This is a genomic window from Aurantimonas endophytica (assembly GCF_014196845.1).
Taxonomy (GTDB): domain Bacteria; phylum Pseudomonadota; class Alphaproteobacteria; order Rhizobiales; family Rhizobiaceae; genus Aurantimonas; species Aurantimonas endophytica.
Window position 1 is genome coordinate 514,533 of record NZ_JACIEM010000003.1, and the last position, 17,257, is coordinate 531,789.

The 17,257-nt window shown below is 67.4% G+C and carries 17 protein-coding genes and 1 tRNA gene; 7 read left to right on the forward strand and 11 right to left on the reverse strand.

The genetic code is table 11. The features are described 5' to 3' along the window. The first annotated feature begins 43 nt into the window (after positions 1–43). Positions 44–1,051 carry a homoserine dehydrogenase gene (locus GGR03_RS13550; protein WP_183208859.1) on the forward strand — a complete coding sequence of 336 codons (1,008 nt, stop codon included), beginning with the start codon at positions 44–46 and terminating at the stop codon, positions 1,049–1,051. Positions 1,052–1,069: 18 nt separating this feature from the next. Then, complete coding sequence (locus tag GGR03_RS13555; protein WP_183208861.1) at positions 1,070–1,786, forward strand: glutamine amidotransferase; 717 nt, start codon at positions 1,070–1,072, stop codon at positions 1,784–1,786. Between the two features lie 105 nt (positions 1,787–1,891). On the opposite strand, the gene GGR03_RS13560 is transcribed toward GGR03_RS13555, so the two are convergent. The 5 genes from GGR03_RS13560 to GGR03_RS13580 form a co-directional block, all read right to left on the reverse strand. Further along, positions 1,892–4,066, reverse strand: a complete 2,175-nt coding sequence (locus GGR03_RS13560; RefSeq protein WP_183208863.1) for a xanthine dehydrogenase family protein molybdopterin-binding subunit — start codon at positions 4,064–4,066, stop codon at positions 1,892–1,894. Positions 4,067–4,069: 3 nt separating this feature from the next. After that, on the reverse strand, positions 4,070–5,050 hold the full coding sequence (locus tag GGR03_RS13565) for an FAD binding domain-containing protein (protein WP_183208865.1): 981 nt from the start codon (positions 5,048–5,050) through the stop codon (positions 4,070–4,072). A 3-nt stretch (positions 5,051–5,053) separates the two neighbouring features. Further along, positions 5,054–5,695: a (2Fe-2S)-binding protein gene (locus tag GGR03_RS13570; RefSeq protein ID WP_210292125.1), complete on the reverse strand. Its 642-nt coding sequence runs from the start codon at positions 5,693–5,695 to the stop codon at positions 5,054–5,056. 242 nt (positions 5,696–5,937) lie between these two features. After that, the gene (locus GGR03_RS13575) at positions 5,938–6,825 is read right to left on the reverse strand and encodes a LysR family transcriptional regulator (protein ID WP_183208867.1); all 888 of its coding nucleotides are present in this window, start codon (positions 6,823–6,825) and stop codon (positions 5,938–5,940) included. 29 nt (positions 6,826–6,854) lie between these two features. Beyond that, the gene (locus GGR03_RS13580) at positions 6,855–7,295 is read right to left on the reverse strand and encodes a winged helix-turn-helix transcriptional regulator (RefSeq protein ID WP_183208868.1); all 441 of its coding nucleotides are present in this window, start codon (positions 7,293–7,295) and stop codon (positions 6,855–6,857) included. A 99-nt stretch (positions 7,296–7,394) separates the two neighbouring features. Between GGR03_RS13580 and GGR03_RS13585 the strand changes: the two genes are divergently transcribed. Then, entirely contained in the window at positions 7,395–8,312 is a 918-nt protein-coding gene (locus GGR03_RS13585; protein WP_183208870.1) for an NmrA/HSCARG family protein, read from the forward strand. A gap of 358 nt (positions 8,313–8,670) precedes the next feature. On the opposite strand, the gene GGR03_RS13590 is transcribed toward GGR03_RS13585, so the two are convergent. Beyond that, positions 8,671–9,567, reverse strand: coding sequence for a LysR family transcriptional regulator (locus tag GGR03_RS13590; protein WP_183208872.1), 897 nt, complete (start codon positions 9,565–9,567; stop codon positions 8,671–8,673). 217 nt (positions 9,568–9,784) lie between these two features. Here GGR03_RS13590 and GGR03_RS13595 point away from each other — a divergent pair, with 217 nt between their 5' ends. Continuing rightward, positions 9,785–10,399 (forward strand): FMN-dependent NADH-azoreductase, encoded by a 615-nt coding sequence (locus GGR03_RS13595; RefSeq protein WP_183208874.1) that lies wholly within the window; start codon positions 9,785–9,787, stop codon positions 10,397–10,399. Positions 10,400–10,490: 91 nt separating this feature from the next. Here GGR03_RS13595 and GGR03_RS13600 read toward each other — a convergent pair whose 3' ends face one another. Continuing rightward, positions 10,491–11,399 carry a LysR family transcriptional regulator gene (locus tag GGR03_RS13600; protein ID WP_183208876.1) on the reverse strand — a complete coding sequence of 303 codons (909 nt, stop codon included), beginning with the start codon at positions 11,397–11,399 and terminating at the stop codon, positions 10,491–10,493. A 247-nt stretch (positions 11,400–11,646) separates the two neighbouring features. On the opposite strand from GGR03_RS13600, the gene GGR03_RS13605 reads away from it, so the two are divergent. After that, positions 11,647–12,390 carry a L,D-transpeptidase gene (locus GGR03_RS13605; protein WP_246367953.1) on the forward strand — a complete coding sequence of 248 codons (744 nt, stop codon included), beginning with the start codon at positions 11,647–11,649 and terminating at the stop codon, positions 12,388–12,390. Positions 12,391–12,597: 207 nt separating this feature from the next. On the opposite strand, the gene GGR03_RS13610 is transcribed toward GGR03_RS13605, so the two are convergent. Then, positions 12,598–12,969 (reverse strand): winged helix-turn-helix transcriptional regulator, encoded by a 372-nt coding sequence (locus GGR03_RS13610; protein ID WP_183208878.1) that lies wholly within the window; start codon positions 12,967–12,969, stop codon positions 12,598–12,600. 87 nt (positions 12,970–13,056) lie between these two features. Here GGR03_RS13610 and GGR03_RS13615 point away from each other — a divergent pair, with 87 nt between their 5' ends. Further along, entirely contained in the window at positions 13,057–13,812 is a 756-nt protein-coding gene (locus GGR03_RS13615; protein WP_183208880.1) for an SDR family oxidoreductase, read from the forward strand. Positions 13,813–13,888: 76 nt separating this feature from the next. Beyond that, on the forward strand, positions 13,889–14,314 hold the full coding sequence (locus GGR03_RS13620) for a nuclear transport factor 2 family protein (protein WP_183208882.1): 426 nt from the start codon (positions 13,889–13,891) through the stop codon (positions 14,312–14,314). Between the two features lie 112 nt (positions 14,315–14,426). On the opposite strand, the gene GGR03_RS13625 is transcribed toward GGR03_RS13620, so the two are convergent. The 3 genes from GGR03_RS13625 to GGR03_RS13635 form a co-directional block, all read right to left on the reverse strand. Next, positions 14,427–14,516: transfer RNA gene (locus GGR03_RS13625), tRNA-Ser, on the reverse strand. Positions 14,517–15,045: 529 nt separating this feature from the next. Further along, positions 15,046–15,807: a polysaccharide deacetylase family protein gene (locus tag GGR03_RS13630; RefSeq protein ID WP_183208884.1), complete on the reverse strand. Its 762-nt coding sequence runs from the start codon at positions 15,805–15,807 to the stop codon at positions 15,046–15,048. Next, positions 15,804–17,045 carry a glycosyltransferase gene (locus GGR03_RS13635; protein ID WP_183208886.1) on the reverse strand — a complete coding sequence of 414 codons (1,242 nt, stop codon included), beginning with the start codon at positions 17,043–17,045 and terminating at the stop codon, positions 15,804–15,806. The genes GGR03_RS13630 and GGR03_RS13635 overlap by 4 nt, the downstream gene beginning before the upstream one ends. Positions 17,046–17,257 lie beyond the last annotated feature (212 nt).

Genomic DNA, 17,257 nt, shown 5'->3' on the forward strand with positions numbered 1-17,257 from the left:
CAAGAGGCTGCATCTGGCCAGGCAGAATGAAAGGATCGAAGCCATGCGCGTTGCGAAGGTTGCCATCGCGGGCCTCGGCGGCGTCGGTCGCGCCACGGCGATGCTGCTTCTGTCGCGCCGCGAGCGCTATCTGCGGCTCTACGGAACCGAGGTTCGCCTAGTCGCGGTCTGCGGTTCGCGATCCGGACTGAGTGACGCGAGCGGGCTCGAGGCGGATCGGCTGGCCACGCTGCAAGCCGGCCTGTCAGGCCCGGAGTTCGTGGCGGCCAGCGGCGCCGACATCCTGATCGAGGCAGGGCCCAGCGATTTCCGCACGGGCGGTCCGGGCCTTGCCTATATCCGCCCTTCCCTGTCCGACGGACGCGACACGATCGTCATCTCGAAGGGAGCGCTCGTCCACAGTGGGCGGGAGCTGCAGGCCCTCGCCGAGGCCTCAGGCGCGACCCTGAAGATCAGCGGAGCCACCGCAGGGTCTCTCCCGACGATCGACCTCCTCGAGCATAGTCTCCTGGGCTGCACAGTCCTACGGATGGAAGGCATCCTGAACGCCACGACCAACTATCTGCTCGACGCCATGACGACGCGGGGGATCGGGTTCGACGAAGCGTTGCGGGAAGCCCAGGCCGGCGGGTTCGCCGAAAGCGATCCGCGCAACGACACGGAAGGATGGGATACCGCCAGCAAGCTCCTGATCCTGGGTAATTTCGAGCTGGGCCTCGATCTGGCGATGGACGATATCCCCGTCGAGGGCATTCATTCGGTGACGGAAGAGAGGATCAAGGCATGGCAGGCGGACGGCCTCGTGCCCAAGCTCGTCGGCAGCCTTGTCCTCGATGACGGCGCGGCGCGAGCCAGCGTCGGCATCAAGACCTATCCACGCGCCGATCCGCTCGCGCAGGTGCGGGGAAAGAACAAGGCAATCCGCATCACCACCGATGCGATGGGCGAGACGATCGCCATCGGCTCCGGAACCGAGCCCCTCGCCACCAGCGCGGCGGCACTGAAGGATCTCGAGCACATTCTGGCGGCACGATCCGCCCACCGGCCCTGACGCTTTCGGAGACAGTTCATGCCCCAGCGATCCGTACAGGCTCTCCGCCATGTCGGCTTCGAGGATCTCGGCAGCTTCGATCCGGTCCTGCGGGAGGCGGGCTACGATATCGCCTATGTCGATGTCGCCGAAAGCGACATCGGGCGCCTCGATCCGCTCGGGGCTGACCTCCTTGTCGTCCTCGGCGGCCCGATCGGCGTCTACGACGACGCGGCCTATCCCGTCGTCACCGAGGAACTGCAGCTCCTGCAGGCGCGCCTTCAAGCCGGCAGGCCGACACTCGGTATCTGCCTCGGCGCGCAGCTCATGGCGGCCGCTCTCGGCGCCCGCGTCTATCCGGGGCCGGCCAAGGAGATCGGCTGGTCGCCGCTCGACCTGACCGGTGCCGGCGAGCGCCATCCGCTGGGCGCCCTGCGCGGCATCCCCGTTCTTCACTGGCACGGCGATACGTTTGACCTGCCGGATGGCTGCGACCGCCTCGCCGCCACCCCGCTCTGCCGCAACCAGGCCTTCTCGCGGGGTCCGAACGTCCTGGGCCTGCAGTTCCACCCGGAGGTGCTTTCGGCCCGGTTCGAGCACTGGCTTATCGGCCATGCCAGCGAACTGGCGACTGCCGGCATCAGCCCTGTCGCCCTGCGCCGCGACGCGGAGCGATACGGAAAGCAGCTCGAAAAGGCCGGTGCCGGCCTGATCGATCGATGGCTGGCCGGCCTCGACGATCAGCCCGAACAATAGGCGACCCGACCTCAAGCCGATGATCTATAATCCGGCCGGCATCACCGACACGCAGAAGATGCGCCGGCTGTGCAGCCCGGACGGCGGGGCGTGCCCGTCGGCAGGCTACAGCAGGTGTTCGACGCGGATCGGCAGGTCGCGGAGCCGGCGGCCGGTCGCATGCCATGTCGCGTTGGCGATCGCCGCCGCGACGCCGGTCATCACCACCTCGCCGAGACCCTTGAGGCCGGAAGCGTTCAGCCGCGGGTCGGGCCGGTCGATGAAGGCGACCTCGGTGCGTCCGACATCGGCGTTCACCGGCACGACATATTCGGCGATGTCGGCGTTGAGGAAGCCGCCATAGCGGGGATCGACCTCGGACGCCTCGCGAAGCGCCGCGCCGATGCCCCAGGCCACGCCGCCCCTGACCTGGCTCGGCGCCGTGCGGGGACTGACGACGCTGCCGCAATCGACGACGCTGACCACGCGGGGCACCCGGATCCGCCGCGTCGTCGGCTCGATCCGCACTTCTACGAAATGGGCAACGTAGCTATAGGCGACGAACTCGTCGTAGACCGGGCCCCAGGGCGCGGGCCGCCCCTGATGCAGGGCGCCCGCCATCTGCTCCGGCTGGCCGGCAGGGCGGCGCTCGACGCGCACCTCGTAGCTGTCGAGGCCTCTCTCGGCCAACGCCGCCAAGGGATCGGCACCGAGTTCCTCAAGAAGTTTCTCGGCAGCTTCGACCGCCGCGGGGACGGCCGTGGCGGTGCCCCACGACCCGGCGGTCAGATGCTGGTGCGCGCCGCGCGTGTCGCCGATCACGGCGTCCACCCGCGTCGGCTCGATACCGAGAATCTGACCGACGGCGTTGGCAAGGGCGGTGCGGATGCCCTGGCCCATTTCATGGACGCCGACCGACACCGATACCCGCCCATCTTCCGTCAGTCTGAGGGTGGCGATCGCCGCTGCCGTCGCCGCCTTGTAGCAGCCGCAGCCGACGCCGAGGCCGATGAGTTGGCCGTCGCCCGCCCGCATCGAGCCGGGCTCGGGCGTCCTTGCGGACCAGCCGAACATCTCCGCGCCGCGGCTCAGGCACGCGTTGAGGAAGCGGGACGAGAGTGGCAGCCCGGTGACCGGGTCCGTGTCGGTATCGTGCGCCATCCGGTATTCGACCGGATCGCGCCCCAGCCGTTCGGCGATCTCGTCGACGGCCGTGTCGAGGGCGAAGGCGGCAAGATGCTCGAACGGCGCGCGCATGTAGCCCGGCGTCTGGACATCCGTCTGGACGATCCGCTGGTGGCCGCGGAAATTCGGGATGCCGTAGAGCCGCGCCGCGGCATTCGCATAATCCAGCGGGAAAAGGTCGTGCCGCGAACTCTGGGCATCGACGTCGTAGAGGACCGACGTGAGCCGGCCCGCTGCGTCGGCGCCGAGGCGGACGCGATGGGTGGATTCCGGGCGAAAGCTCGCATTGCCGAAGAGCTGGTAGCGCGGGACCACCATCTTGACGGGCGCGCCAAGCTCCCGGGCCGCCCAGGCGACGAAGGCCGTCTGCATCTGCAGCGAGTTCTTCTGGCCGAATCCGCCGCCCGCCTGCGGCGAGATCACCGTCACGCGCTCGGGCGCGACGCCGAGGATCTGCGCGACGCCGAACTTCAGGGCACCGGCATTCTGCGTGCCTTCGTGAATGATCAGGTCGTCGCCGTCCCATTCCGCATAGGTCGCCACCAGTTCCATCGGGTTCTGGTGCTGCGGCGGGCTGCGATAGGCGGCGTCGACCGTCACGGCCGCCGCCTCGAAGGCGGCGACGGCGTCGCCCGCCACGGTGTCCCCAAAGAGCTGCTGCGGGAGCGGCGACTCGGCTTGGGCGATGATGCCGGCGTCAGGACTCGCGATCGACGACGCGAAGGCCTCCTCGCTGTAGGCGGCGTCGACCAGCGATGCCGCGTGCATTGCGGCTTCCAGCGTGTCGGCGACGACCATCGCGATCGGCTGGCCGCGATAGGCGATGGCGTCCGACATGAGCGGCATGAAGCTCTGAAACGCAAAGCCCCCCGACAGCAGGAAGCCGCCCTGCTCCAGCGCGCCGGTGCCCCGATGCGTCAGCACCAGCCGGACGCCCGGCACCGCCTCGGCGCGGGCGACGTCCAGCTGAGTCAGACGGCCTTTCGCGATTGTGCTGACGGCGAAGACAGCGTGCATCGGCGTTTCCGACCGTCGGTCGGCGGCATAGATCGGCGCGCCGGTGACCTTCGCCCGCGCATCGATACGGGCGATCTCGGGGAAGCTTCCATCGGCCATGGGTCAGATCCTCGTCTTGGCGATCATCAGGGCGTCGGCGACGGCGCGGGCGCCGAGTTCCGTCTTGAAGGCATTGTGCTGCGTGGTGCTGGCGCCGGCGAAGGCCGCAACCCCTGCCTCGCGGGCCGTCGCTTCCGTCAGGGGGCGACCGACGAGCAGGCGTTCTGCGTCGCCCGCCCGCCACGGGCGCGTCGCGACGCCGCCGAGGGCGATCCGCGCGTCCCGGACGATATCCCCGTCGAGATCGAGGCCCACGGCGGAGGACACGAGGGCGAAGGCGTAGGATTCCCGGTCGCGGATCTTGTGGTAGGTGGAAGCGCGCGCGGCGTTGCTGCGGGGCACGCGGATCGCCGTGATGAACTCGTCGGGCTCCAGATTCGTCTCCCGCTCGGGATTGTCTTCCGGCTCGCGGTGCAGCGACGCCAACGGGATGCGACGTGTGCCCGAAGGGCCGAGCAGGTCGATCTCCGCATCGAACGCCATGAGGGCCGTCGCGAAGTCGCCTGGATAGATGGCGATGCAGGCATCCGAGCCGCCGAACAAGGCGTGGGCGCGGTTGAGGCCCTCCACCGCCGCGCAGCCCGATCCTGGCTGGCGCTTGTTGCAGGCATAGGGCGCGCCATGTCGGAAATAGCTGCAGCGGGTGCGCTGCAGCAGGTTTCCGCCGAGCGTCGCCATGTTGCGCAGCTGCTGTGAGGCGGCACGCCAGAGCGATTCCCGCAGGGCCGGAAATTCCGTCCGCAGGATCTCGTGTTCGACCGCGTCGCTCATCCGGGCGAGTGCGCCGAGCACCAGGGTCTCGCCCTCCATCCGGATCTCGGTGAGATCAAGCGCGCTGATGTCGACGACCCGCTCCGGGTGCTCGACGTCGAGCTTCATCAGATCATAGAGGGTCGTGCCGCCGGCCAGGATCCGGGCGCCGCCCGAAAGGGCCGACACGACGTCGTTCGCCGTCTCGGCGCGGTAGTATGAGAATGGCTGCATGGGTCAGCTTTCCATCGCGGTGCGGGCATCCTCGATGGCGTCGACGATGTTCTCGTAGGCGCCGCAGCGACAGATGTTTCCGCTCATGTATTCCCGGATCTCGTCACGCGAGCCGGCGTGGCCCTCGCGGACGCAGGCGATCGCCGCCATGATCTGCCCCGGCGTGCAGTAGCCGCATTGCAGGGCGTCATGATCGATGAAGGCCTGCTGCATGACGTGCAGGCGGCCTTCGACCTCCAGGCTCTCGATCGTTTCGACATTCCGGTTCGCGCACTGGACGACGGGGGTGAGACAGGCTGCGACGCGCTCGCCGTCGACATGGACCGTGCACGCGCCGCACTGGCCGTGGTCGCAGCCCTTCTTGGTGCCGAAAAGCCCCTGGGCCTCGCGCAGATGGTCGAGAAGCGATGTCCGCGGATCGACGACGTCGGACGTCGTCCGCCCATTGGTCGAAAAGGTCAGCTCGACCGTTTCGCTGTAGCGGACGTTACCGGTGCCGGTCGCGGGTTGCGCGAGCGCCATCCCGTCGTAAGGCAGCGCGACATTGGCGACGCCGATGCCGACGGTGCCGATGATGACCTGGCGGCGACTGAAGCTCGGCCCCTGGTGCAGGTCGGTCTCTTCGCTATGGCTGATTTGGCTCATCCGCGGCTCCTCTGCGTTCCATGGATTTCGTCCGGGTCCTGCGGGCAGCTGGCCGTCGGATCCGTGTCATGGTTGCCTGGAACGGTAGAGGTGACGGGTATCGGCGCAATTGCGGGTTCGCCGGAGCGAGAATTCGCGATTACCGGATAATGTCCCCGCATTCCCCGGATTTCACGGACGAGCGGCGGCTTCCCCGCGCTGGCCGGCTGATCGTGCGCCGCACAAGAAAAATTGAACCGCGGTCAGTTCGAGAAGTCGATCGTGCCGACCCATTGCAGGAAAGCCCGCACCCGCGGCGACAGCTGGCGGTGTCGCGGATAGAGCACCGAGACCGGCGAGGGCGAAGGCGGCGTATCGGCAAGGATCTCGACCAGGCGGCCAGCCATCAGGTCGTCGGCGAGACGATAACGAGGGACCTGGATGATCCCCAGGCCGAGCCGGGCCGCGCTGACCATCGTCTCCGCCCCGGTCGTCAGGAGGGTGGCGGGCAGAATTCGCTCCACCTCGTGCTGGCCGATGGTGAAATAAAGCGGCATTGGGCGGCCGGTCGCGGACGACAGGAAGCCGACCACATGGTGCCCGTCGAGTTCGTCCAGCGTCCTCGGCGTGCCGTGGCGACCGAGATAGTCCGGAGACGCGACGGTGATCTCGCGCAGTTCTCCCAGCCGGCGCGCCGCCAGGTCGCTGTCGGCCGGCACCCCGACCCGGACGACGCAGTCGATGCCCTCGCGCACGAGGTCGACCAGCCGATCTCCCTCCGACAGTATGAGCTCGAGCTTCGGGTAGGCGGCGATGAAGGCCGGAATCTTCGGCATCAGGAAATGCCGCGCGAGGGTACCATGCACATCGATGCGAAGCCGACCTTCCGGTTGGCCAAGACCGAAGCTTGCTTCGGCGTCCTCGAGTTCGTGGACGATCCGCAGGCATCGCTCGTACCACTGCTCGCCGTCGGGGGTGGGCGCCACGACGCGGGTGGTCCGCTCGAGCAGCTTGACCTTCAGGCGGCTTTCCGTCCGCTTGACCACGTCGCTCGCGGTCGATGCCGGGATGCCCAGCGTTTCGGCCGCCTTGCGGAAGCTGCGCATCTCGACGACACGCAGGAAGACGATCATTTCATCGTAGCGATCCATGCAGGAACCTGACGTTTGAACCGATGGGATCACGCACGGGGCGATCGGGCCTTCCGCACCACGGTTCGGTCCTGACCCTCGTCGTGCACGCGACGACACGCCTCGATGCGGGGCCAGTTTTCCCGGATCCACGTGGTGAAGCCTTCCAGGGCAGGCAGCATGCTCGCGCCCATTTCGGTCAGCTCGTATTCCACCCGGGGCGGCACCTCGGGGAAGTAGTGGCGCAGAAGAAGGCCGTCGCGCTCGAGATTGCGCAGCGTGACGGTTAGCATGCGCTGGGTGATGCCCTCGATCCCCTTCTTCAGCTCCGAGAAGCGAAGCCGGTGTCCGGACGCCACCGCCAGATGGCTCATGACGAGGATGGTCCACTTGTCGCCCAGCCGCGCCAGGACGCTGTGCGGAGCGCACGGGCGGAACACGGGGCCATGCTCCGTTTCCGCGTAGGGCCGCCCATGGATCAGTCTCTCCATTCGTATCATTCCTGTGCCTGACGCTGGCAAATGTGCCGTCTTCCGGCGCCGCGGCATCAGTATATATCGGTAACCCTCGAGCCAACAGGAGGGACCTCCATGCCGCAGAATCCGCAGCCCGTTCTGGTCTTCGGTGCCACCGGCCAGCAGGGCGGATCCGTCGCCGACGCGCTGCTGAAGGCCGAGTGGCCGGTCCGGGCCTTCGTCCGGAACCCCGCCGGCGACCGGTCGATCGCGCTTCGCGATGCGGGCGCCGAACTGATCCAGGGAAGCTTCGACGATTCCGAAGCCATCCGTTCGGCGATGCAGGGCGTCCGGGGCGTCTTCAGCGTCCAGCCCAGTTCCCCAGGCGGCACCGTGACGGACGAGGAGGAGGTTCGCTACGGCATCGCCATCGCCGACATGGCGGCCGAGAGCGGCGTCCGGCATCTCGTCTACAGTTCGGGCAGCGCCGTCGGCGACGAGCCGACGGGCGTTGCCCATTTCGATACGAAAGCCCGCATCGAGGCGCATGTGCGAACGCTGCCGATCACCTGGACCATCGTGCGCCCGGCAGTGTTCATGGAGATGCTGACAATGCCCGGCTTCGGACTGGACGAAGATCGGTTCACGTTCTTCGCCCGGCCGGATCAGTCGATGCAGTTCATCGCCGTAGCGGACATCGGCAAGATCGTCGCTGCGGTGTTCGCCGATCCCGACCGGTTCGGCGGCCGGAGCTTCGAGATCGCCGGCGATCGCGCGTCGGGACTCGATCTGGAGGCCCTCTTCACGGAAGCTGCGGGTCGTCCCATCGCCTATTCCCGGTTCTCCGAGGCGGTTCTGGCCGCCAATCCTTTCCTCGCCAAGCTGACCGCGCTGCTGGATGCGGGGCCGCTGTCGGGCCATGCCGATCTCGCGGCGCTGCGCAGGATCAATCCGGGAATGCTGACATTCCGCGCGTGGCTGGCGGGAAGCGGGCGCGAAGCCTTCGCGAAGGCGCTCGGGACGAAGGGGGCCTGGGTCTACAACGACGCCTGACCCCGGCCGCCGCAACGTGTCTGCTTCCTGGCGGCGCGGCAGGATAGCCGCGCGGCGGCGGGCGGCTCTCCGTGCGGCGTCTCCAGCGGCAAGGCTTGCGATCGGCGGAGACGATCAATCCGCCGCTTTGCGAAGGCGATTGGCGTTCCTGGCGGGAGGGCCTACCGCGAGGCGGGATGATGAACGATTGCCTTATGTTTCGACGAGCCCGTCGACCGGGTGCATACGCTCGGACTGGGCGTCGTCGCCCGTTGCGAAAGCAGGATAAGCCCGTCTGCAACGCATAGCCCCGCAAGTGGAAGCAGATGCTATCGCCGCACGCCGCATTCGTGAAAATCAGTCAGCGAGAGCGGCGACTTCAAGTCAAACGTGCCTTGAGATCGTTGAGGAGCCAGCCACCCGCTCGCCCGAGCGGACGGTCGCGGAGGTGGGCGGCATAGATCGTCAAGGGTCCGGGACCCGTTGCCGGATCGTCCTCCAGGACCAGTCGCACCAATCGTCCATCAGCGAGCAGTCGTGACACGAGCTGCTCGGGCATCCGGCACCAGCCCAGCCCCGCAACGAGAAAATCCAGCCGCCGGCCGAGTTCGACGAAGCGCCACGCCTTGGTGCCGAGGACTCCGTAGCTGGGTCCATGGGGCGCGGCCGGATCGGACAGCACGAGCTGAACATGCTCGCCAAGGTCCGCTCGCGTTGCCGGGCGGCCGAGCCGGGCGAGCGGATGCCCCGCCGAAACGACAGGGATCAAGTCGATGCCGAGAAGGGGCAGCGCGACCATGTCGTCGGGGACCGCCGGCAAAAGGACGCAGAATGCCAGCGCGGCATTGCCCTGGCGCAGGCGACGTTCGGCCCCGCCCAGGCCCTCCGTCGAGAAGCTGAGCGGCAGATGCGGGAAGGCCGCGCGCAGCGCGTGCAGGCTGTCGATGAGGGCCGCAGTCGGCACAAGGGGATCGATCGCGACCGCCAGCTCCGGTTCGACACCTTCCCGCGTGCTCGCCGCCAGCGCCTCAAACTGCGTTGCGCCGGCGAGAACGGCCCGCGCCTGCGTGACCAGGGCATGCCCGACGTCAGTGAGGCGCGGGCGGTGCCCCGACCTGTCGAACAGGTTGACACCCTGTACGCTCTCCAGTGTTGCGACGGTCTGGCTGATCGCCGATTGCACGCGCCCGAGCTTGCGCCCGGTTGCCGAAAAGCTGCCCGTCTCCGCGATGGTCACCAGAACGCGCAGCTGATCGAGCGTCAGGCTCCCAATCATCCATCACCTCAGCCGATAGAGATGATCATATCTTTATCACTCCTGCCGAACCAGTCCAGATGGCACATAGACCGCGATGTCACTGACATTCGTGATTCAAGGCGGCGATCGTGCTTGCGAAGGCAGGCAAAGTGCTCCGCGAGCCTTCGACGGTCACGCCACGTCGAGCGGATCTGCGGATCTGCCTCGGCCGACCTCTGCTGAGACAGGACCCCCCATGACCAAGCTTCTCGTTGTCGAAACCAGTCCACGCGGCGACCATTCCATCTCACGCGGCCTCACCCGGCGCTTCGTTGCCGAGTGGCAGGCGGCCCACCCGAACGGAGAGATCGTCGAGCGCGACCTGATGGAAACCGACCTGCCCTTCGTAACCGCGCCGTGGCTTGCGGCCTATTTCACGCCGCCCGAACAGCATTCCTTCGACATGAAGCAGCTGCTGCGCCTGTCGGACACGCTTGTGGCTGAGGTGCTGGCAACCGATCACCTCGTGATCGCAACGCCGGTCTACAACTACAACGTGCCGGCTGCCCTCAAGGCGTGGATCGATCACATTGTGCGCAAGGGAATGACGCTGGGAATGGACGGCAGCGGCCTCGTGACCGGCAAGAAGGCAACCGTGCTACTGGCCTCCGGCGGCACCTACACGAAGGGCTCCCCCCTCGCGGATCGCGACATTGCGACCCAGTATCTCCGGCTTATCCTCAGGGTCATCGGGATCACCGACGTGACCTTCATCGCGGCCGGCAACGCCAAGGCCGTCGACATGGGCCAGATCGGCCGCGACGACTTTCTTGCCGCGTTCCAAAGCGCGATCAAGGCTGAAGCCGCTTGATCCGTATGGGCATCGGGGAGGATGCGCAGACGTGCCTCCCCTGGCGCAAAGGTCGGATGTGCCGCCGCGGCGCCCGAACGAGGGCCGTCCCTCACGCCTTGTCGATGCCCTCGACGGTCTGCAGGTTATCGAGGACGAAATCAGCGAAGGCGCGGACCGCCGGGCGCATGAATTTCACGGACGGATAGGCCAGGAACAGTTCGGTGGGACGCACTTCCCAGTCGGGGAGGATACGGACCAGTCGTCCGGACGCGAGTTCGCCCGTGACCAGAAGATGCTGCACAGGCCCGGCGGCGTGACCTTCGAGCAAAGTCCTGCCGATCACATGCGCATCGTTGCTCTGCAGGATCGAACGCACTTCCAGCTCCGTCGACGAGCCCTCGAACAGCAGCGCCAGCCGGTTCTTCGTCGTCATCGAGCGCGCCGTCGTGACGAGCGGGACCTGCGACAGTCGCTCCAGCGTGTCGACCGGACCGTATTCTGCAAGGAAAGCCGGGCTGGCGACGAGGATGCGGCGGGCGAGACCCAGCCGGCGAATGATCAGGTCCTGGGCGCTCGGACGTCCATGGATGAACGCCATGTCGAAGTTCTCGAAGACGAGATCGACCGTGCGGTTCTCGAGCATCAGCTCGAATGAGACGTTCGGATGGATGCGCTGGAATTGCATGAGGAGGGGATGCAGATACTTGCCCCCGATGCACGACGGCGCATGGACGCGGATCGTCCCCTCGATGCGCCCCGTCGTCGCATGGAGCCCTTCTACCGCGGCATCGATGGAGGCAAGCGCCGACCAGCTCGCGTCGTAGAGCGCCTGACCCTCCGGCGTCGGGCGGACAAGCCGAGCCGAACGTTCCAGAAGGCGCGCTCTCACCCGCCGTTCGAGGTTGGCGATATGCTTCGAGACGGCCGGCTGCGAGATCGAGAGATCCTGTGCGGCCGCGGTGATCGAACCGCGCTCGACCGTCCGGGTGAAAGCGCGAAGGGCGGCTGCCAGATCCATTTCGAACTCCGCGATCCCTGCTTCGTAAGGCAATCACCATCCGGAGCGCTTCACCCGCACCGCCCATGTGAAAGCCAGTCTGCCGCGCAAGGGAACTAGTCCACTCTTGCCTTGGACAAGCGACGAAGAACGACAGGCGCGCTCACCGCATTCCAATCGGTTATGGTTCTCATAATTCATAACTGGATATCGGGCGGCGTGGCAAGATGTAGACTGGGGCCTTCCGCCATGAGCCCGAGTAAACGATTTGACCGCCTCTCCCCTGTCGCGCCGCGCCTTCGTTCTCGGCGCGGTCGCAATGAATGTCCTTTCCGCTGGCTGCGCCGTGACGCGGGGCAGCCGGCCGCTTTCAAGCTCCCTCCAACCCGCCCCCGTTCTTCCGCCCGTCACTGCGGCGACGATCGGTATCGATGCACTGCGTACACCGGAACTGGACGCCCGCTACGCCGCGGTCCTCGACGACGGCTACGAGATCCCGGCGGTCCCCTACTGGAAGATCGATCCGAAGTTCTTCCGGCAGCAGGTTCTCGACCCGACCGGCGAGACGCCCGGGACGCTGGTCGTCGACACCCCGAACCGCTTCCTCTACCTCGTCGAGGTGGGCGGCACCGCCATGCGGTACGGCGTCGGCATCGGGCGGATCGGCTTCACCTGGGAAGGGCGCGGCATCGTCCATTGGCGTCAGCATTGGCCCCGCTGGAAGCCGCCGACCGAGATGATCGCGCGCAAGCCCGAGCTGGCGCGCTACTCGGTGGCGAACGGTGGCATGGAGCCGGGGATCGGCAATCCGCTGGGTGCGCGGGCGCTCTACATCCATCAGAACGGTGAGGACACGCTCTATCGGGTCCACGGCTCGCCGGAATGGTGGACGATGGGAACGGCCGCCTCGTCGGGCTGCGTCCGGCTGGTCAACCAGGAAGTGATCGATCTCTACGAGCGCGTCCCCCACCACGCGCCGATCGTCGTGATGCAGACGCCGCTCACCGCCTGACCCTCGTCCATTGTGAACGCGGCCTCTTGAAGAGCCGACCCTGTCGAAAAGCGCTGCCGTGTGCCCTTGCCGTCGGTGGCATCGCTCGGCCAGCATGGCGTTCAACTCATCGAAGCTCACCGCGTGCGGGATCGGCGTCATGAAGTTCGACCGGGCGTACTTCACCAGCCCCGCGACCTTCCCTCTTCCAGGGCGCCCAGTCGGCTGTCACGACGTTCGATTGGCAGAAGTCTGATCAACCACAGGGGAGTCCAGTATCCCCTCGACGTAAACTCGGTGCGAGGTTCCCCACGCGCACAGTGGCCGGAGCGCCTCGACAAGCGTCTGGCCGAAAGGCGTCACGGTATAGTCGACCTTCGGCGGCACTTCCCGGTAGTCGTGCCTGACCAGCACGCCGGCCCCGACCAGCTCGCGCAACTGCTGAATCAGCACCTTCTCGCTGATGCCTGTCACCAACCGGCGAAGGTCTCCGAACCGCTTCGGGCCGTGCCCGAGATGATACAGAATCAGCGGCTTCCACTTGCCGCCCATGACGGCCAGCGCGACGTCGAGGCCGCAATCGGGATCACTTTCGCTCATATCGAAATCCAGCACTTACCTTTTGGTATGTACTAGTCGTGATGTGCGCGCCTGTCTACATCGCTGTCATCGTCAAAGGAGACAACGATGGGCAGGCTCGACAACAAGATCGCGGTCATCACCGGCGCCAACAGCGGCATTGGGCTGGCGAGCGCCAAACGTTTCGCGCAAGAAGGCGCGCGCGTGTTCATGACCGGACGCCGGCAGCGTGAGCTCGATGCCGCGGTAGCCGAGGTCGGCAACGGTGCCCGGGGAGTCCGAGGCGACATCGCGAACCTAGGCGATCTCGACAGGCTCTATGACGTTGTAAGGAACGAAGCCGGCCGGATCGACGTGCTGTTTGCCAATGCCGGCGGCGGCCGGTTCGCTTCCCTCTCCGAGATCACCGAGGAGGACTACGACAGCACCTTCGCGACGAACGTCAAGGGAACGCTGTTCACCGTGCAGAAGGCGCTGCCGCTTCTCGTCGATGGCGCCTCGGTGATCCTGACCGGGTCAACGGCGGCCAGCACGGGCTCGCCGGCCTTCAGCGTCTACGGTGCCAGCAAGGCGGCGATCCGCAGCTTCGCCCGCGGCTGGATCCTCGACCTGGCACCCCGCCGGATCCGTGTGAACGTGCTCGTCCCGGGTCCCACCTCGACCCCGGGATTGCACGGGCTCTCGCTCTCCCCGACCGCGGAGGCAAAGCAGGCCTTCGTCACGGCGATGGAAGCGCAGGTTCCGCTGGGCCGGATGGGGACGCCCGACGAAACGGCCGCTGCGGCGCTCTTTCTGGCTTCCGATGAGAGCAGCTTCGTCAATGGCAGCGAACTCTTCGCCGATGGCGGACAGGCGCAGATCTAGACCGGACGCCGAGAAGGTTCGCGACCGTGCGAACATGCGCCGAGGAACGGAAAATCAAAAACCGAAAGGACACGCCATGCGTGACAATGAGACGATCATTCGGGAGCTCTACGCTGTCGCGGAAGGAGACCGCCTCGATATGGAGACGTTCGTTTCCGCCTTCTCCGACGATGGATACATGACCGACATTCCCGCCGGAGCGACGCTGCGCGGCGAGGCCATCGGCGACTACATCGGCGCGCTGACCACGGCCTTTCCGGATATCCACCGCGAGTTGTTCCAGATCTACGTCACGGGAGATGTCGTCGTCGTCGAGCTCGCCATTCGCGGGACGCACAAGGGCGACCTGCCGCTTCCTTCGGGTACCTTGGCGCCGACCGGGCGGACGATCGACGTGCCGTGCTGCGACGTCTTCCGTCTTGAGAACGGCAAGGTTACCGCGTTCCATTGCTACAATGCCGCTTCCGTAACCCAGCAGCAGCTTGGCCTTGCCGGCACTTAGAGCCGCGCCTGCGTTTGGTGACGCCGGCTGATCGAAGCAAACAACGGAAGGGACGGGGAGGCAGAATGCCGGAAGAACGGGGTTTTGAAATTGGCGGAGAGTGAATTCTAAATGGCGGAGAGGGGGGGATTCGAACCCCCGATACGGTTGCCCGTATGCCGCATTTCGAGTGCGGTGCATTCGACCACTCTGCCACCTCTCCGGCCGTCCGCCCGCATCGTCCGGGCGGCATCGTCTCTTCGGCGGGCTGAACCGGTGCGGCCAAGGCCGCCCGCGTCCGCCGCCGAACTGCCGAGGCATGGTCGGCGCCTGTCAGCGCGCCGGTCTCTTATCAAAGCCGGGTGCCTCGGCACAAGCGAAAAGGCACGGGGTCCTCTCCGCCGACCGGCGGAGCGCCCGCCGGGGGTGGGAAAACCTCGCCAGATCGCGTTAGACGAGACTGATGAACCGTCCCCCGGGCACAGGCAGCGAGAAGACCGCGGGCATCCGTCCCCGGGGTCGCGGCCGCTCTGGCGCCGGTTGCCCGGCTGTCGCCGGCTGGCGGCGTGCGGGGTGCGGTCTCCGTCGTGCGGTGTGCGGTGTGGACGATGGTCGGACATGCAGCGACGGACGGACCGAGTCAGGCGTCATGACAGGACGGGCGCTGCCCCTGACGCCACGCTCCGCACGACTATGCAGAGGGAAGACGGCGCAGAGGGCCGAGGCCCGGCGCGTGCCGCGCCGTGGCGGGTCTATCGCGCTGGCGGTGCCAGAAGCGACGGCAGGGCGGGCCAGGAGACGACGGGTGGATCCGGCGCGAGCAGATCGAGCAGCCCGGCAAGCAGCGTCCAGGCCGCTTCGTCGTGCTGCAGATGATGACTGAGCAGGCCGATCGGCTCGCTCAACGATCCGGCGGCGGTGCGCCGTGCGATCTCCCCGGCGAGCCGCGCGTCGGCCTCGGCCGGAGACAGCCCGCGCCTCGCGCGCCAGTCGATGATGTCGAGATGGGTGTTCACCTGATGCGGCGGGGCGCCGGCAGCCGGGCCGAATATCGAGAGGACCGGCAGGCCGAGCCCCGGCAGCGCGGTGCGGAACCCGGCGCCGACGCGGTTCCAGGGCGGCACGAAGACCGGCAGCAACTGGCGCGGGAAGAGGCCGGCAAGCGCCGCATGACCGGCCGCGACCTCTTCCCGCATCACGCCCGGCGGCCGATGGTCGCCGAATTCGGCACGCTTCTCGCTCCCGGGCGCATGGTTTTCATGACAGAGCCCGTGCTGCAGGAGGGCAACGTCCGCTTCGCCAAAGAGCCTGTCGGCGAGCGCGCGCCCGCTGCCGGCCGGTATCGCCGCCAGCGCCAGCGGCACCGCCGTCGCGCGGCGCAGCGCCAGCAGCCGGTCAAGCGCGGCGCCGGGCGCCTCGACGTCGTCGTCGCGCCACCACAGGTGGAGGCGGCATCCGGCTTGCCGCGCCGCGTCGAGCCGCGCGGCGGCCAGCGGGAACAGTGCCCGGCTCACGCTTCCTGGTGCTCGGCGGCGCGGCGCAGCAGTCGCGCGACCGCGTCGATGCCGGGCTCGGGCGAGAAGGCGGCGCGCACCCGCGCCTCGCCGGCTTCGGCCAGCGCGGCGGCCAGGGCCGGCTCGTTCATCAGCCGGGCGATCGCCGCCGAAAGCGCTGCCGGGTCGCGGGATTCCACCAGCAGGCCGGTGACGCCGTCCTCGACGAGCTCGGGAATTGCCGAGATGCGCGTCGAGACGACCGGCAGTCGGTGCGCCTGCGCCTCCATCAGCACGTTCGGCAAGCCGTCGCGATCGCCGGACCGGGCGATGCGCGAGGGCAGGACGAAGAGATCGGCGCCGCCCAAGAGCTTGAAGACGTAGTCGCGTTCGCGCGCCCCGTGCCAGGTGATGCGCTCGCCGATCCCGGCCCGCGCCGCCTGCGCTTTCAGCCTCTCCGTCAGCGGGCCGCCGCCGACATGGTCGAGATGCCAGTCGCGATGCTTGAGCCTGGCCAGCGCCCGGACCAAGTCGCCAAACCCCTTCTTCTCGACGGTGCGCCCGATCGTCACGATGCGGAACGGCCCCTTGCGGCCGTGCGGCGCCGGCGGGCGGACCTCGGAGAGGTCGAGGCCGTGATAGACCAGCCGCACGCGTGCCGGATCGGCCGCGAGGCCTTGGAGTTGTTTGAGATTGACCTTGGTGCAGGTGACGCCGAAGGCGGCGGAGGCGAGCTTGTCGCGCAGTTCCCAGTCGGGGCTCGTCCAGATGTCCTTGGCATGCGCCGAGAACGACCAGCCGACGCCGAGGATCGCCGCGGCATAGCGGGCGACGGAAGCCGGCGTGTGGAGATAATGGGTGTGGATCCAGCGAACGTCGCCCGGCAGTTCGCGGGCAAGGACGCAGGCCTGGCCGAAGCGGCGATGGCGGTTCGCCGTCCTGTCGCGGGCAAGATCGGCCTCGAATATCTCGCGCGCGGCCTCATAACCCGGCTGGCGCTCGGCGAAGTCCCGGCCAGCGCGCACCCGCTGCGGATCGTCCTTCAGATATTCCGGCAGATACAGGATCTCGGCGCGGATCCGGCGATGCACCGGATGCAGCTGCCCTTCCGCCGGCTGCCGCAGCGAGACGATCAGCTGGTCGATGCCGCGCGCCTCGAGCCCGGCGATCTCCTGCGCGATGAAGGTCTCCGACAGGCGCGGATAGCCTTTCACGAGGGTCGCGATGCGCCCTCTGACGGGATGCGCCCGATCATCCAATGGCTGGGTCTCCGGTTCGTCGACGCGTCCCTTGCACCGACGCTGGCTGGCCGGGCGGCGCCGGCATCTAGGCGAATTGCCGCGGCCACCGCAAGCCGTGGGTTGGTGGAGGATTTATGACGGTTTCGTCCGCGGTGGCACCGCATACGGTCGATTGACAATCGCCCCGCGCTCGCCGCTAACTGCTAAAGTGGCCGTACGACAGGGACATT

Coding starts and splice junctions, on each gene's coding strand:
- GGR03_RS13550 (WP_183208859.1), top strand. CDS start 44: ATGCGCGTTGCGAAGGTTGCCATCGCGGGCCTCGGCGGCGTCGGTCGC.
- GGR03_RS13555 (WP_183208861.1), top strand. CDS start 1,070: ATGCCCCAGCGATCCGTACAGGCTCTCCGCCATGTCGGCTTCGAGGAT.
- GGR03_RS13560 (WP_183208863.1), bottom strand. CDS start 4,066: ATGGCCGATGGAAGCTTCCCCGAGATCGCCCGTATCGATGCGCGGGCG.
- GGR03_RS13565 (WP_183208865.1), bottom strand. CDS start 5,050: ATGCAGCCATTCTCATACTACCGCGCCGAGACGGCGAACGACGTCGTG.
- GGR03_RS13570 (WP_210292125.1), bottom strand. CDS start 5,695: ATGAGCCAAATCAGCCATAGCGAAGAGACCGACCTGCACCAGGGGCCG.
- GGR03_RS13575 (WP_183208867.1), bottom strand. CDS start 6,825: ATGGATCGCTACGATGAAATGATCGTCTTCCTGCGTGTCGTCGAGATG.
- GGR03_RS13580 (WP_183208868.1), bottom strand. CDS start 7,295: ATGGAGAGACTGATCCATGGGCGGCCCTACGCGGAAACGGAGCATGGC.
- GGR03_RS13585 (WP_183208870.1), top strand. CDS start 7,395: ATGCCGCAGAATCCGCAGCCCGTTCTGGTCTTCGGTGCCACCGGCCAG.
- GGR03_RS13590 (WP_183208872.1), bottom strand. CDS start 9,567: ATGATTGGGAGCCTGACGCTCGATCAGCTGCGCGTTCTGGTGACCATC.
- GGR03_RS13595 (WP_183208874.1), top strand. CDS start 9,785: ATGACCAAGCTTCTCGTTGTCGAAACCAGTCCACGCGGCGACCATTCC.
- GGR03_RS13600 (WP_183208876.1), bottom strand. CDS start 11,399: ATGGATCTGGCAGCCGCCCTTCGCGCTTTCACCCGGACGGTCGAGCGC.
- GGR03_RS13610 (WP_183208878.1), bottom strand. CDS start 12,969: ATGAGCGAAAGTGATCCCGATTGCGGCCTCGACGTCGCGCTGGCCGTC.
- GGR03_RS13615 (WP_183208880.1), top strand. CDS start 13,057: ATGGGCAGGCTCGACAACAAGATCGCGGTCATCACCGGCGCCAACAGC.
- GGR03_RS13620 (WP_183208882.1), top strand. CDS start 13,889: ATGCGTGACAATGAGACGATCATTCGGGAGCTCTACGCTGTCGCGGAA.